Raw genomic sequence first — 14,904 nt, 5'->3', positions numbered from 1 at the left:
TGTCAGGGTAAAGCGGCCGTTTGCATGCCGCTATGGTCATCGTCGTAACAGGTATCCGAAATAATGAGCGTATCCACCGAACCTATGTCTGACGCCAAGGGGCAACCCGACGCCAACGTCATGGGGCGTTATCAACATATTCTTCGCCACCGTTTATTGATGATGGGGGTGTTGGCACTGGCGATTGTTGGTTCGCTGCTGCTGGATTTTACCATGGGGCCATCCGGGCTCTCACTGTCCTCCCTGTGGCAAACGCTGATTGACCCTGCGGCGGCAGATGCCGGAACGCGAGTGATCGTGTGGGATATCCGCCTGCCTTACGCGCTGATGGCGGTGGTGGTGGGGTTTGCGCTGGGTTTGGCCGGCGCGGAAATGCAGACCATCCTGAACAACCCGCTTGCCAGCCCGTTCACCCTCGGCGTTTCTTCCGCTGCGGCTTTCGGGGCGGCGTTGGCTATCGTGCTGGGTATTGGCGTGCCGGGCATTCCGGACCAGTGGTTTATTTCCGCCAACGCGTTTGTTTTTGCCCTGTTTGCCGCACTGATGCTCGACGGCATCACGCGCTGGACACGGGTTGCCACCTCCGGCGTCGTGCTGTTCGGTATTGCACTGGTGTTCACCTTTAACGCACTGGTTTCAATGATGCAGTTTATCGCCAGCGAAGACACGCTGCAGGGGCTGGTGTTCTGGACCATGGGCAGCCTGGCGCGCGCTTCATGGGACAAGTTGGGCATCCTGCTGGGCGTGTTCGCCGTGCTGTTGCCATTGTCGATGATGAGCTCCTGGAAGCTGACCGCGCTGCGGTTGGGCGAGGATCGGGCGGTGAGCTTCGGTATCGACGTGCGTCGCCTGCGCCTCACGACCCTGCTGCGCATCAGTATTCTTTCCGCGCTGGCGGTGGCCTTTGTCGGCCCTATCGGTTTTATCGGCCTGGTGGCACCGCATATCGCCCGCATGATTTTCGGTGAGGATCACCGCTTCTATCTGCCGGCCAGCGCCCTGATTGGCGCGCTGGTACTGTCGATGGCTTCAGTCGCCTCGAAAAACCTGATCCCGGGCATTATCATTCCGGTCGGCATAGTGACGTCACTGGTGGGTGTGCCGTTCTTCCTGAGCATTATTCTGCGTCATCGGGGGAATGTATGAGTCAGGGATTGCGTATTGAGCATTTTTCCGCCGGTTATCCAAAGCGCCAGGTTATTCGCGATCTTGCGGTGCCGATGTTGCCGCGCGGGCAAATCACCGTGTTGCTGGGGCCGAACGGCAGCGGAAAATCGACGTTGCTGCGTTCTCTGGCCGGGCTGAACCCGGCGCAGGGGCAGCTGTGGCTGGATGACATCGATTTGATGCAGTTGCCCTTTGCCCGTCGCGCGGAAAAAGTGGTGTATCTGCCACAGTCGCTACCTGCGGGGGTGCACTTGCACGTGCTGGAGTCGATCATCGTAGCGCAACGCGCTTCGGGCGGCCGCAGCAACGCCGGCAGTGAGGCGGAGGTCATGGCCCTGCTGGCGCAGCTCGGTATCGACCATTTGGCGCTGAGCTATCTCGATCAGCTTTCCGGCGGCCAGAAACAGTTGGTGGGACTGGCGCAATCGCTGATCCGCCAGCCTTCGCTGTTGCTGCTGGACGAACCGCTGAGCGCACTTGATCTCAACTACCAATTCCACGTGATGGATTTGGTGCGTAAAGAGACGCGTAAACGCAATATCATCACTGTGGTGGTGGTGCATGACATCAATATCGCTCTGCGGCATGGCGACCACGTGTTGATGCTGCAGGATGGCGAGTTGATTGCCGACGGTACGCCGGAAGAGGTGATCACGCCGCAAAGCCTGGCGAGAGTCTACGGCGTGCGCGGGCGCATCGAGCGTTGTTCGCACGGGACGCCGCAGGTGCTGATCGACGGTTTGGTTAACCAGCCGGTGATCTGACAGATTGCTGCGTTTTGAAAGTCAGCTATTTTGACAACAGAAAGGCCCGGTGTCGTACAGATACCGGGCCTTTCTGTTGTCGCGTATTGAGCGCGCAACGTGCGCGCTCCTATTGGCATCAGAAGTTGTACGTCATGCCGACGGTGTAGCGGCGGCCGTCCAGCGTGGTGTTGTAGTTATCGTAATCGACGGTTTTGTCGAGAATGTTGTAAATCCCGCCGGTGACCGTCAGGTCTTTATTCGCCTGGTAGCTGAGGCCGGCGTCAACAAAGGTATACGAAGGCGTGCTCTTGGCCATTGAGGTGCGGCTCAGGTATTCCGATGTCTTGCTGCGGAAGTTGACGCGTGACCACAGGCTGACGTCATGGGTAGCCTGCCAGTCCAGTACGGTATTGACCATGTGCTTCGGCATCTGGTTCAGCGCCTTGCCCTGGAACTCGCCGCTTTTTTGTTCTGACGAGGTGAAGGTGTAGTTGGTGTTCCACTTCCACTCTTTGCTGATCTGCCAGCCGAAAGTGGCTTCCACGCCGCGCATATTGGCTTTATCGACGTTAGTGCGATCGCTGATAAAGTCATAGAGATCGCCGCCGATGGTGCAGTCTGGCGTATCCTCACAGCGTCTTACTTCGGTGATTTTGTCTTTAAAGTCGGTGTTGAATACCGTTACGCCGGCATTCAGATTCTGCTGATTGTCCCACATGAGGCCGATCTCTTCGCTCAGGCTCTTCTCTGGCTGCAGATCCGGATTGCCGACAATAATGCCCTTGCGCACGCCGCCACCGGTAACCTGTCCCCAACTGGCGGAAGATTGACGCAGGTCCGGTGAGCGGTAGCCGGCGGATACGCCGCCTTTCAACGTCCACTGTTCGGTCAGGTGCCAGACGCCGTACATGCGTGGCGTCCAGTGATTGCCGTAGTTCTGATCCTGGTCCATACGGATGCCGCTGGTCAGGCTGAAGTCGTTGGTCAGCGCCCATTCGTCTTCGGCAAACAGTGCCCAGCTCCAGCGGGTCAGTTGGTTCAGACCTTGGGCGGATTCAAGCTTGTTGCCGCTGTCGCCCAGCTTTTCGTAGCGGTATTGGCCGCCAAGGTTCAGCATATGGGAACCCAGTTCGAACTGATTCTGGGTGTTGAAGATGGTGTTATACATCTTCATGTCGCGGCCGGGATTATTCGTCTCTTCGCGCTGAATGTAGCTGGTGGTATTGCCGAAATCGTAATAGCCATTGTGGGTCAGGGCGTAGTTGGTACGGGTATAAAGGCTTTCGCTGCGCGTGCTTGGGGTGCATTTACCTTTGCTGCAACGTTCCGCGACTACCGATTCGCCCGGCGTGCTGTTACGGTCCTGCAGCGAACGGCCGACTTCAAAGTCGAATTCGTTTTTGTCGTCCGGCGTCAGGCTGAATACCGCAGTACCGCTGCGCATGCGTTGCTCGTTGTAACCGTTAACGATTTTGTCCTCGGCGCGGCGCGACAGCAGGCCGTTGACCCGCAGGCCGAGCAGGCCTTCAATCAGCGGGCCGGAGGCATAGGCGTTGGTCTGGAAAATATCGCCGGAATCGCTGCGTTCCTGAAAGGTGGCGTCGCCGTGCAGCGAACCTTTCCACTCGGTTCTGGAGGTTTTGCGAGTGATGACGTTGATTACGCCGCCCATGGCGTCGGAGCCGTACAGCGAAGACATCGGCCCGCGCACCACTTCGATGCGTTCAATCGCCTCCAGCGGCGGCAGCCAGCCTTGTTCGATACCGGAGTTGTCGCTGTTCGGGCGGGTGCCGCGGGTGTCCACGCGTTTGCCGTCCACCAGAATCAGGGTGTATTTGGAGGACATGCCACGGATGCTGATATCGCTGCTGCTGGCACCGCCGGTGACCACCACGCCCGGCACGTCTTTCAGTGCGTCGGTGATGTCTCGGTAGGCTTTGTCTTCGATCTGCTGGCGTGGGATCACTGAAATAGAGGCGGCGGAATCCTGGATTTTTTGCTGGAAACCGGAGGCGGTCACCACCATGGTGTCCTGGGTATCCTCTTGCGCCGCCAGTGTGCCGGTGCTGGCGAGTGAGGCGATAATCAGTGCGGTGAGTTTGTTATAGCGTGGTTTGTCCATGAGGCAACCTTTCCTGGTCTGCTGTAATTCGACAAAGGTGTCGACTTAACGGGTTGAAGAATGGGTAGAAACGGTTCCCTGTCGTAGCAGGGGACATCATTTCGGCAGTATTTCGTCAGGCCATTGTAAGGATTTAAAACCGAATGTAAACGCAAATGATAATTCGTATCATTTGTATGCTTAAAAAGAGGTGGGGAGAGGTAACCGGATGAATTAAAGGGAAAACCGGCGCGGCAGGGCGCGCCGGGGGAAAGTCAGCGTTTTTGGATGTAGGTGATAGCCAGCGCCAGAGCCAGTACCAGCCCTTTGATAATATCCATCGCATAGTAGGGGACTGAAAGCATCACCAGCCCATTTTGTAAGACGCCGAGGATCACCGCACCGACCAGCGTGCCGAGCGCGTTGGGTTTGCCGGAGCCGGCCAGAGAGAAACCTATGTAGGCGGCGGCGACGGCATCCATCAGATAACCGCCTCCGGCGTTAACCTGTGAAGAGCCGATACGTGACGCCAGCAATATGCCGCCAAGCGAGGCCAGCAGCGAGGAAATCACATACGCGGCGACCTTGTAACGTACCGTGCGGATCCCCGAAAGGCGCGCCGCCTCCGGGTTGCCGCCGATGGCGTACATGCGGCGGCCGTGTTTGGTCAGCGACAGGAACAATTGCACCACAATCGTGACCGCCAGCATAATCAGCACAATCACCGGCACCTGGCCCAGCGCGGAGAAAATGTCCGGGATGAGCCCCTCGGCCATATCGCCATTCGGCAACAGCATATTTTGGGTGATCGACCCGCCGTAGCTGTAGGTCATGGCAACGCCCTGGATCACAAACAGGCTGGCCAGCGTCGCCAGCATGTCAGGGATCTTCAACACCACAATCAGGAAGGCGTTGAACAGACCAACCAGCGTACAAATCAGCAGCGTCAGCACAATCGCGCCGGTGGTGCCGAAGCCGTACCAAACGAACAGCGAGACCACCAGCGCGTTAGCCAGCGAGGCGGTGGAGCCGACGGAAAGATCGAAACCGCCCACCGACAGCGAGATAGACACCCCGATGGCGATCACCGTCACGATGGCGATGGAACGCAGGATGTTGATGATATTGTTGGGATCGAGGAAGTTGTCCGACGCCAGCCCGAACAAGGCGATCAGCGCGACAACGGTGAGCAACATCCCCCATTTGTAGAGAAACTCAAACAGCTGATGACGCCATGGCTGTGCATTGGGCAGGGATAATTTTTTACTCACGCAGGGGTTCCTCCGGTGGAATACAATAATAATGTTTCTTCATCAATATCGGCGGCGTTCAGCTCCGCCACCACACGGCCGTCCCACAGGACGCAAATGCGATCGCACAGGCCGAGCAGCTCCGAGAACTCGCCGGAGGCGTAGATAATGCCTTTGCCGTCGCGCGCCAAGCCGTCGATCAGGGTAAACAGCTCCTGTTTGGCCTTGATGTCCACGCCCTTGGTCGGCTCATCGAAAATCAGCACGTCGGCATCGCCACGCAGCCATTTGCCGATGGCTACCTTTTGCTGGTTGCCGCCGGAAAGCCTTTTTAGCCTTTGCTGCGGGCCGGAGGCGCGAATGTTCAGGCGTTGCATGATATCGCGCGCCCAGCGCAGCTCCTGTCGGCGGCTGAACAGGCTCCAGCGCGAGAAGCTGTCATCGGCGCTGACGCTCAGGTTCATCGGGATGGCCTCATCAATAAATATGCCTTCTTTGCGGCGTTCTTCCGGCACCAGCGCCAGCCCCTGTTCAACGGAAAGATGCGGCGCGCGCGGTGCCCAGGGCGTGCCGCGCAGCTCGCCGCGCTCTACACGGGCCGGCGAGGCGCCGAACAGCGCCTTGCACAGTTCGGTTTTGCCCGCGCCGGCCAACCCGGCGATACCCAAAATCTCCCCCTGATGCAGCCGCAGGGAGACGTCGCGCAGCTTGTAGCGATCGTGCAGACCTTCTACCTGCAGCAGCGTGCGCGAGCCGTGCGCCGGCCGCGGTGGCGGGAAGATATCGTCCAGCCGGTGGCCAAGCATTTTCTCGACAATTTGCTCGCCGATCAGCCCCTGCATGGCATCTTCGCTGACGTGGCGGCCATCGCGCAGCACCGTCAACCGATCGCAAATTTCACTCAGCTCGTGAATGCGGTGGGAGATAAACACAATGCCGATGCCTTCGGATTGCAAGCGACGCACCACGCGGAACAGGCGCTCGCTTTCGGCGCGATCGAGCGGGGCGGTGGGTTCATCGAGTACCAGGAAGCGGCAGCGATGCGACAGCGCGCGCGCCAGCAGCACCTGCTGTTTTTCCGCCAACGTGCACTCTGCCAGGCGCTGGCGCAGGTTGAGGGATAAATCCAGTTGCTGAAGCAGTTGCGCAGCCTGGCGGTACATCTGCGCCCAGTTGAGCAGATGGCCCGGTTCATTCAGCCAGTCGAGCATGATGTTTTCCGCCACCGACAGCGTGGGGATCAGCGCCACGTCCACCTCCTGCTGCACCACATGGATGCCGTGTCGGCGGGCCTGCAGCGGTGAGTGAATATCGACTTTTTGGCCGTCGATAAAGATCTCGCCGCGGTAATGATCATGCGCGCCGGAAAGGATCGCCATCAGCGTTGATTTTCCCGCGCCGTTGGCACCGACCAGCGCATGCGTGGAGCCGCCCTGCAGGGTGAAGTCGACGTTTTGCAGCGCATTGAATCCGGCAAAGGCGATCGAGATATTGCGCATCTCGAGGCGTGAGGGCGTTGCGGTTGGCATAGTGTGATTAAAAGACGTTTAGGTGTTTAGATGGCTAAAGGTCTTCTTTTGTAACACAGATTGCGATTTTGGCAACAAACTAAATGGCATAACTGAGACGAAAAAATTCCTGGAGAGGCGCGCTAGAATCCCAAACGGTCCCGCAGCGCATAGTACGCCGCACCGAGGGCGGTGAAGGGAACGCGGAACTGACGTCCGCCGAAAAAGGGCAGGTGCGGCAACCGGGCGAAGGCGTCGAAACGTTCGGCATCGCCGCGCAGCACTTCGGCAATCAGCTTGCCCGCCAGATGGGTGCAGGTGACGCCGTGACCGCTGTCGCCCTGCATGTAATAGACGTTATTCTCCAGCCGGCCGAACTGCGGCATGCGCGACAGCGTCAGCAGGAAATTGCCGCTCCAGCGGTAATCGATACGCACCTGTTTCAATTGCGGAAAGGTTTTTAATAGCTTGGGCAGGATCAAGGGATCGATATCGGCCGGATCGCGCGCGCCGTAAACCACGCCACCGCCGTACAACAGCCGGTTATCGGCGGTCAGGCGAAAGTAATCCAGCAGGTAATTGCAGTCTTCGACGCAAAAATTATTGGGCAGCAACGACAGCGCCATGTCTTTTGACAGCGGCTCGGTGGTGAGAATTTGCGAGCCGCACGGCATGCTCAGCCGGCTGAGGCGCGGCTCCAGCTTGTCGCCCAGATAGGCATTACCGGCAATAATCACAAAACCGGCGGTGACCGACCCCTGTGCGGTGTGCACCCTGGCCGGTTCACCGTACTCGATGCGTGTGGCCGCCGACTGTTCGTACAGCCGCCCACCGTGACGGCGTATCGCGTCAGCTTCGCCCAATGCCAGATTGAGCGGGTGCAAGTGGCCGCCGTTGCGGTCCAACAGCCCCCCCACGTAGCGTTCGCTGGCTATCTCGCGCCTGATTGCCTGTTGATCCAGCAGTTCCAGCCGGGCATTGCCATAGCGCCGCCAGTTGGCCTGTTGGTGTTCCAGCGTACGCAGTTGTTTAGGGTTCAGCGCGGCGAAGATACCGCCGGGGCGATAGTCGCAGGCGATGGCGTAGTGATCGATGCGGTTGCGGATAATCTCCGCGCCTTCGAACATCATGCCGCCAAGCATGGCTGCGGTATCTGCGCCGTAACGCGCCTCGATCACATCGATATCGCGGCTGTAGGAGTTGACTACCTGACCGCCGTTGCGGCCGCTGGCGCCCCAACCGATACGAGCAGCTTCCAGCACCACCACGTCAAAACCGGCCTCGACCAAGTGCAACGCCGACGACAGGCCGGTAAAACCGCCGCCAACGATGCAGACGTCGCAGCGGATATTTTCGCTCAGCGTCGGGTAGGGCGCGAACGCATTGGTGGTGGCGGCATAATAGCTGGCAACGTGTTCCGTCATGACTCCTCCGCCAGAATCGGTCAGAAGGTGGTGGGCGTATGCGCGCTGACGATTCGGCAGACGCGCGCCGACGTATTGCTAAAACTGTGGGGAATGCCGGTATTGATGGCGTAACTCTGGCCGGCGGTCAGGCAATAGGTCTGGCCGTTGATGGTCAGCATTATTTCGCCTTCCAGCAGAGTGCCGATCTCTTCGCCCTGATGCTTGATCTTCTCGCCGGTGGTGGTGCCGGGTTGATAGGTTTCCAGCATCATTGCCAGATTGCGCGCCGGATTGCCGTTGTGCACCAGCTTCATCGACACGCCCTGGCTACCGATTTCGATCAGATCCTCCGCCTCGATCACCACTTTGGGTTCATCGGCGGCTTCCGGTTCGGCAAAAAAGGCGGACAGCGACAGCCCATACACTTTCAGCAGCTTTTGCAGCGTACTGATGGCCGGGCTGACCTTGTCCTGTTCGATGGTGCTGATCGCGCTGTGGGTTAACCCGGACAGTTCGGCGACTCGGCGCTGCGACAAACCCAATTGCAGACGGATCTGTGACAGGCGCTTACCCGGCGCCAAGCTGACTTCGCTCATAGCGGTACTTCCTTCTGATAGGGACGACAGGCAGAAATGAATAACAGGGTCGGGTGCCTGTCTGGGGGATATCGACACAGCATGATATCGGTAGTTAAGGTTGATTTGGAAAATATATTGCCCATAGTCACCCCCGTTCTGGCGGACGAAATTCTGTTCGTTAAAAGGCGGTCAACGCCTTTTCGGTCAATATTTTATCAATTTAGCAGCCAGTGGCGAATAATCAAACGGGATTGTAACATTTGCAAACCATTTGTGTTAAGGCTATGTTTCATATTATGGATGTTATTTTGAGCGCCAGTCAGGGCGCAGTCTACAGAGAAATCAGACCATGTGTTGAACCGATCGGCAGACGGATGCGCAAGCGTCCTTAGAGCATAATGGCGGGTGATGTATGCAAACCAATATCGCAGCAGTTGAAAATTTTGCACAGCATAATGAAGAGAGGCGAAGTAGCGCGTTCCAACGTGAGGTTGCTCACTATCTGGAACGCCATCCCTCAACGCAGTATATCGATATCCTTCTCACAGACCTGAATGGTTCCTTCCGCGGTAAACGTATTCCCGTCTCCGGGCTGAAAAAATTGGAAAAAGGCTGTTACTTCCCCGCCTCGGTATTCGCTATGGATATTCTGGGCAACGTGGTGGAAGAGGCGGGCCTGGGCCAGGAACTGGGCGAGCCGGACCGCGTGTGTATGCCGGTGGCCGGATCGTTGACCCCGTCGGCGGCGGACCCGGACAATATCGGTCAGGTATTGCTGACCATGCTGGATGAAGATGGTACTCCCTTTGACGTTGAACCCCGCAATGTCCTGAATCGAGTGTGGCAGGCGTTGCGCCAGCGCGGCATGTTCCCGGTGGTAGCGGTAGAGTTGGAGTTCTATCTCATTGATCGACAGCGAGACTCTGAAGGTTATTTGCAACCCCCTTGTTCGCCCGGCACCCAGGAGCGAAACATGCAAAGCCAGGTCTACTCGCTGGATAATCTGAATCATTTCGCTGAGGTGTTGAACGACATCGACACTCTGGCGCAGATGCAGGGGTTGCCGGCGGACGGCGCGGTGGCGGAGGCGTCGCCCGGCCAGTTCGAGGTAAACCTGAACCATACCGATAACGTGCTGCTGGCCTGCGATCATGCGCTGTCGTTGAAGCGCCTGGTGCGGCTGGTGGCGGAAAATCATCATCTGCATGCGACCTTTATGGCGAAGCCCTATGAGGAGTACGCCGGTAGCGGCATGCACGTGCATATCAGCATGCTGGACGGTGACGGCAAGAATCTGTTTACGGATGCGGATGGCGAAGACTCGCCGCTGTTGCACCGCGCGCTGGCCGGGATGATCACCTTGATGCCGGCCTCCATGGCGCTGCTGGCTCCCAACATTAACGCCTTCCGCCGTTTCCAACCGGGGATGTATGTGCCTACCCAGGCTTCCTGGGGGCATAATAACCGCACAGTCGCGCTGCGCATTCCCTGCAGCGATCCGGAGAATCACCGGGTGGAATACCGCGTCGCCGGGGCCGACGCCAACCCCTATCTGGTGGTGGCGGCGATCCTGGCTGGGATCTTGTATGGCCTGGACAACGAACTGCCGCTGCCTGAGCCGGTGACCGGCAACGGTCTGGAGCAGGAAGGGTTGCCGTTCCCGATCCGCCAAAGCGATGCGCTGTATGAGTTTGAACACCAGCATGAGCTGACGCAGTATCTGGGCGAACGTTTTGCGCAGGTTTATCATGCTTGCAAGATGGATGAGCTGATGCAGTTTGAGCGGCTGGTGACGGAAACCGAGATTGACTGGATGTTGAAAAACGCCTGAACCTGGGTAAACGGGATGTTAATATTCTGGTGATAAGCGGATTGATAGCGGAATAATTCGCCTTGCAGGCGGATTTTGAGCACGATCGCCAAAAGAATTTGTGTAAGAAGGTTTCCGGATCTTGTCATCCGGCTGCTTTCTGGTGCAAAATATGACTAATGCAGATAGCCGACGTTTTAAAGCGTCGGTTATTTTTTTTGCATTTGTGTTCTAACAACTGTGCGTTTCATACACCAAGCGAGGCCGGACACCGATCCGGATAGATAAATAGTTTCGTGCGCGATCAAACAAAACTTTATGGTCGTGACTCATGAGGATAAGAAAGATGGGGCAATTTTTCACTTTAGCGCCGGCGCCCGCCGGTTTCCGCTGCGGCCGCAGCGATTATGGAGCAGTCAAGGCTACCTTGACCCGTTATCCAGCTTCCAATCCCCTTCTTTTTGAATTCAGTCGCACGTTGCGAAGTTTCCCCGCAACCTTAAGTCTTGGCGTGTCTACGCTCCGCAAGGCAGAAGGTAAGGGGGGGCTGCGTCATGTCCGATAACATCATTAGCGCTGCTCCAGCCCAACGCGCGCAACTGCGTAAAACCCTGACTTTAGTTCCGGTAGTGATGATGGGGCTGGCTTACCTGCAGCCAATGACCATCTTCGATACCTTCGGCATCGTATCCGGCCTGACCGATGGTCACGTCGCCACTGCGTACGCCTTTGCTCTGCTGGCGGTCCTGTTTACCGCATTGAGCTACGGCAAACTGGTGCGGAAATTCCCGTCCGCCGGTTCTGCTTATACCTATGCCCAAAAAGCCATCAGCCCGCACGTCGGCTTTATGGTGGGCTGGTCGTCGTTGCTGGACTACCTGTTCATGCCGATGATCAACATCCTGCTGGCCAAAATTTACCTGGAAGCCATCTTCCCGGGCGTGCCTTCATGGATTTTCGTGGCGGCGCTGGTCGCGCTGATGACCCTTTTCAACCTGCGCGGCATCAAGCTGGTGGCGAACCTGAACTCCATCATCGTGGTAGTGCAGGTGGCGATCATGATCGTGTTCCTTTGCCTGGTGGTGAACGGTATTTCTCACGGCGAAGGCGCGGGCACGCTGATCAGCAGTCGTCCGTTCTGGTCTGAGAATGCGCACGTGGTGCCGATGATTACCGGTGCGACCATTCTGTGCTTCTCGTTCCTCGGGTTTGACGGCATCAGCTCGCTGTCTGAGGAAACCAAAGACGCAGAGAAAGTGATCCCGAAAGCCATCTTCCTGACGGCATTGATCGGCGGCATCATCTTCATTGTGGTGTCTTACTTCGTGCAGCTGTACTTCCCGGACATCTCGCGCTTCAAAGATCCTGACGCGTCTCAACCGGAAATCATGCTGTACGTGGCCGGCAAGTTCTTCCAGTCGGTGATCCTGGTGTTCTCCTGCGTAACCGTACTGGCTTCCGGCATGGCTTCGCACGCCGGTGTTTCGCGCCTGATGTATGTGATGGGCCGCGACGGCGTATTCCCGGAGCGTTTCTTCGGTTATGTGCACCCGAAATGGCGTACCCCGGCGCTGAACGTACTGCTGGTCGGCGCGATTGCGCTGTCTGCGGTGTCGTTTGACCTGGTGACGGCGACGGCGTTGATTAACTTCGGCGCGCTGGTGGCGTTCACCTTTGTGAACCTGTCGGTGATTTCGCAGTTCTATATCCGCGACAAGCTGAACCGTACCGTAAAAGACACCTTCAACTACCTGATTCTGCCGGTGTTGGGTGCGCTGACCGTAGGTGCGTTGTGGCTCAATCTGGAAACCAGCTCAATGACGCTGGGGCTGGTATGGGCGGCGATTGGCCTGATTTATCTGGCTTTCGTGACCCGCAGCTTCCGTCTGCCGGTGCCGCAGGCCAGTGAAGACGTGGCATAAACCGTAACCGGTCATCATTAAAAAGGGCGCATTGCGCCCTTTGAGGTTGATGACAAAGTTGTCTTTGAGTCCGAGATACCCGGGCCTAGCGCACCGAGGGGCACTCCGGCGGGCAAGCCGCTACGACCCCTTCGGCACGCTCTCCCTAATAATCGGCTTTGTCAGCAGTCTGAAAAGGGCGCATTGCGCCCTTTGTTGTTTTTATTAGCCCACCAACTCTTTGCCGTATTCAAACAGCGCTTTCAGCAGCGCGGTCTTTTCTTTATCGCCTTCGTGCAGGTTATACAGCGATTCCAGCTGCAGCACGTAGCTCTGCACCCGTTCTGCGCTCAGGGCCTCCTGACGGTGCTGCAACCAGCGGCGCTGCTCGGCGTCATCCAGCGTATTCGGGTAGTTGCGGGCGCGAAAGCGGAACAGCAGCTCTTTCATGCGTCCATCGCTGAAGGTCAGATCCAGCGCCGGCAGATTCTGCGGTTTGGTTTGCTGGATGATCCTCATCGCCGCCTTGTCGGCATCGCTGAAGAAACCGTCGTACAGCCTGGCGTCCACATCGTCGACGGCTTTAAAAGGCTCGGCATCGGCGAACAGCGCCACCACTTTCTCGCGCACTTGCGGATTCTGGCGCAGCAATTGCAAATTCTGCAGGCAGGCCTGGCGGTCAATACCCAACCGCTCGGCGTTTTCCGGCAGCAGTGTCTTGGCAGGGGCCAGCACCGGGCATTTATTGATATGCACCAGCTTGATCGGCACCGGGGATTGGTCGGCCGCCAGATCCTCACGGCGGGTATACAAGCGTTCACGCAGTTCGTCGGCGCTCAAGGTCAGCAGCGGGGTCATATCGCCGGCCAAATCGCACATGATCACCGCGTTCTTGTTGTCCGGGTGCCAGGCCAGCGGCGATACCCAACTGGTGTTGCCGCGCGCTGCGCCGAACATACCGGAAACGTGCACCAGCGGCGTCATTTCCGCGATATCGATCAAGGCGTTCAGTTTGTGTTTGTTGCGGTGTTGCAGCAGAAAATCAAACAGCCGCGGTTGCGCCTGCTTCACGAGCTTGGCCATGGCGATGGTGGCGTAAACGTCCGACATGGCGTCATGGGCATGCTCGTGCTCGACGCCGTTGGCGCGAGTCAGATGTTCCAGGCGGAAACTGGGGAAACCATCTTCGTTCTCCGGCCAAACGATGCCTTCCGGCCGCAGCGCATAGCAGGCACGCATCACGTCAAGCAAATCCCAGCGGGAGTTGCCGTTTTGCCAACTGTAGGCGTAAGGATCATAGAAGCTGCGATAGAAAATATTGCGGCTGACTTCGTCATCGAAGCGGATATTGTTGTAACCCAGAATACAGGTGCCCGGCACGCTGAACGCCTGATGGATTTCGCGCGCAAAGTCGGCCTCGTTAATGCCTTTGGCCAGCGCCAGTTGCGGCGTAATGCCGGTGATCATCACCGCTTCGGGATCGGGCAGGTAATCGTCGGCCGGTTTGCAATAGATGACCAGCGGCTCGTCGATGATATTGAAATCCATATCGGTGCGTACGCCGGCAAACTGCGCCGGGCGGTCCATCGATGGGCTTTTGCCGAAGGTCTCGTAATCGTGGATGTAGAATGTGGCCGGTGCCTTACTGCTCAAAATCGCATCTCTCAGGTGGCGTAGGGAATATGTCTCTATTGTAACGGCGAGATGCACGATGCCAAGCGGTGGTTAGCGTTAATCGTCCAAATGCGAAGGATTACGCATTGCGGTAGTAGTTCAGGCGCTGATGAAAGTAGGGGCGTAAGTGTTCGGGGACTTGTTCTTCAGCGCTGGTGGCGTTGGAAACAATGCCATAACGTTCGTTATAAATGACGCTGATAGCGAGTAAATCGGCTTCAATTTTTTCACGTTCTGCCTGCGGTAAGCTATCCAGCTTTCGACCCATATTCTTCTCCCTGTGAACTAAAGGGCATCATAGGATCGTTAGCGGCACTTGTCCCTACCCCATTCAGGGGGGAAGCCTCACAAGGCCCGCGACCCTGCCTGAAGGCTGTGGCCAGACGCGGCAGTGGCATGATAGCTATGTGAGGTTTGCGCCGTGAGCGCCTCCTGGCTTTGCTGATGGTCGCGTTCGATGACTCGATTGACCGACAGAACGCTGCCGAACACCGCCAGCCAGAAAACGCTGCACAGGACCAAAATGCTCAACCAGGCTTTTTGGTTATAGCTCATAGAAACTCCTGACGATAAAAGTAAAAGGTATTTACCGGTAAATTAAATCAGAGCTTGTATCAATGGTCGATAAACGGCGTTGTTTAATATGGGGTGCTTTTTATTGAATGTGTTACAAAATGCCATAACGGTGTTTCAGGATATTCCTTAAGATAATATTAAGAAAAGATAACTCAATGCCACTGAGTTCCATTTAATATTCGTTTAA

General features: G+C 57.1%; 12 protein-coding genes. 4 read left to right on the top strand and 8 right to left on the bottom strand.

Annotation, left to right across the window (positions count from 1 at the left end; translation table 11 throughout):
- The first annotated feature begins 63 nt into the window (after positions 1–63).
- A complete protein-coding gene (locus ACUTQW_RS11025) occupies positions 64–1,146 on the top strand; it encodes a FecCD family ABC transporter permease (protein WP_004947015.1) in 1,083 nt (360 codons plus the stop codon).
- Entirely contained in the window at positions 1,143–1,931 is a 789-nt protein-coding gene (locus tag ACUTQW_RS11020) for an ABC transporter ATP-binding protein (protein ID WP_020439463.1), read from the top strand. The genes ACUTQW_RS11025 and ACUTQW_RS11020 overlap by 4 nt, the downstream gene beginning before the upstream one ends.
- Positions 1,932–2,049: 118 nt before the next feature.
- On the opposite strand, the gene ACUTQW_RS11015 is transcribed toward ACUTQW_RS11020, so the two are convergent.
- The 5 genes from ACUTQW_RS11015 to puuR form a co-directional block, all read right to left on the bottom strand.
- A complete protein-coding gene (locus ACUTQW_RS11015) occupies positions 2,050–4,035 on the bottom strand; it encodes a ligand-gated channel protein (RefSeq protein ID WP_006326711.1) in 1,986 nt (661 codons plus the stop codon).
- A gap of 254 nt (positions 4,036–4,289) precedes the next feature.
- Complete coding sequence (locus ACUTQW_RS11010; protein ID WP_445654857.1) at positions 4,290–5,285, bottom strand: ABC transporter permease; 996 nt, start codon at positions 5,283–5,285, stop codon at positions 4,290–4,292.
- Complete coding sequence (locus ACUTQW_RS11005; protein ID WP_037431369.1) at positions 5,282–6,793, bottom strand: sugar ABC transporter ATP-binding protein; 1,512 nt, start codon at positions 6,791–6,793, stop codon at positions 5,282–5,284. Before ACUTQW_RS11005 ends, ACUTQW_RS11010 begins: the two co-directional genes overlap by 4 nt.
- A 122-nt stretch (positions 6,794–6,915) precedes the next feature.
- Positions 6,916–8,196, bottom strand: a complete 1,281-nt coding sequence (locus ACUTQW_RS11000) for an NAD(P)/FAD-dependent oxidoreductase (protein ID WP_006326709.1) — start codon at positions 8,194–8,196, stop codon at positions 6,916–6,918.
- Positions 8,197–8,216: 20 nt separating this feature from the next.
- Complete coding sequence (gene puuR, locus ACUTQW_RS10995) at positions 8,217–8,774, bottom strand: HTH-type transcriptional regulator PuuR (protein WP_004946995.1); 558 nt, start codon at positions 8,772–8,774, stop codon at positions 8,217–8,219.
- Between the two features lie 394 nt (positions 8,775–9,168).
- Between puuR and ACUTQW_RS10990 the strand changes: the two genes are divergently transcribed.
- On the top strand, positions 9,169–10,587 hold the full coding sequence (locus tag ACUTQW_RS10990) for a glutamine synthetase family protein (protein WP_006326689.1): 1,419 nt from the start codon (positions 9,169–9,171) through the stop codon (positions 10,585–10,587).
- A 533-nt stretch (positions 10,588–11,120) separates the two neighbouring features.
- Positions 11,121–12,488, top strand: a complete 1,368-nt coding sequence (locus ACUTQW_RS10985; RefSeq protein WP_004946987.1) for an APC family permease — start codon at positions 11,121–11,123, stop codon at positions 12,486–12,488.
- Positions 12,489–12,692: 204 nt separating this feature from the next.
- On the opposite strand, the gene sbcB is transcribed toward ACUTQW_RS10985, so the two are convergent.
- The 3 genes from sbcB to ACUTQW_RS10970 all read right to left on the bottom strand — a co-directional run bounded on the left by sbcB (position 12,693) and on the right by ACUTQW_RS10970 (position 14,696).
- Positions 12,693–14,120: an exodeoxyribonuclease I gene (gene sbcB, locus ACUTQW_RS10980; protein ID WP_037433354.1), complete on the bottom strand. Its 1,428-nt coding sequence runs from the start codon at positions 14,118–14,120 to the stop codon at positions 12,693–12,695.
- A gap of 100 nt (positions 14,121–14,220) precedes the next feature.
- Entirely contained in the window at positions 14,221–14,409 is a 189-nt protein-coding gene (locus ACUTQW_RS10975; RefSeq protein WP_006326623.1) for a DNA polymerase III subunit theta, read from the bottom strand.
- 77 nt (positions 14,410–14,486) lie between these two features.
- Complete coding sequence (locus tag ACUTQW_RS10970) at positions 14,487–14,696, bottom strand: hypothetical protein (RefSeq protein WP_006326622.1); 210 nt, start codon at positions 14,694–14,696, stop codon at positions 14,487–14,489.
- Positions 14,697–14,904: the final 208 nt, after the last annotated feature.

The sequence above is a fragment of the Serratia sp. TSA_7 genome (genome assembly GCF_052692135.1).
This window is presented reverse-complemented; position numbering and strand designations above follow the sequence as displayed.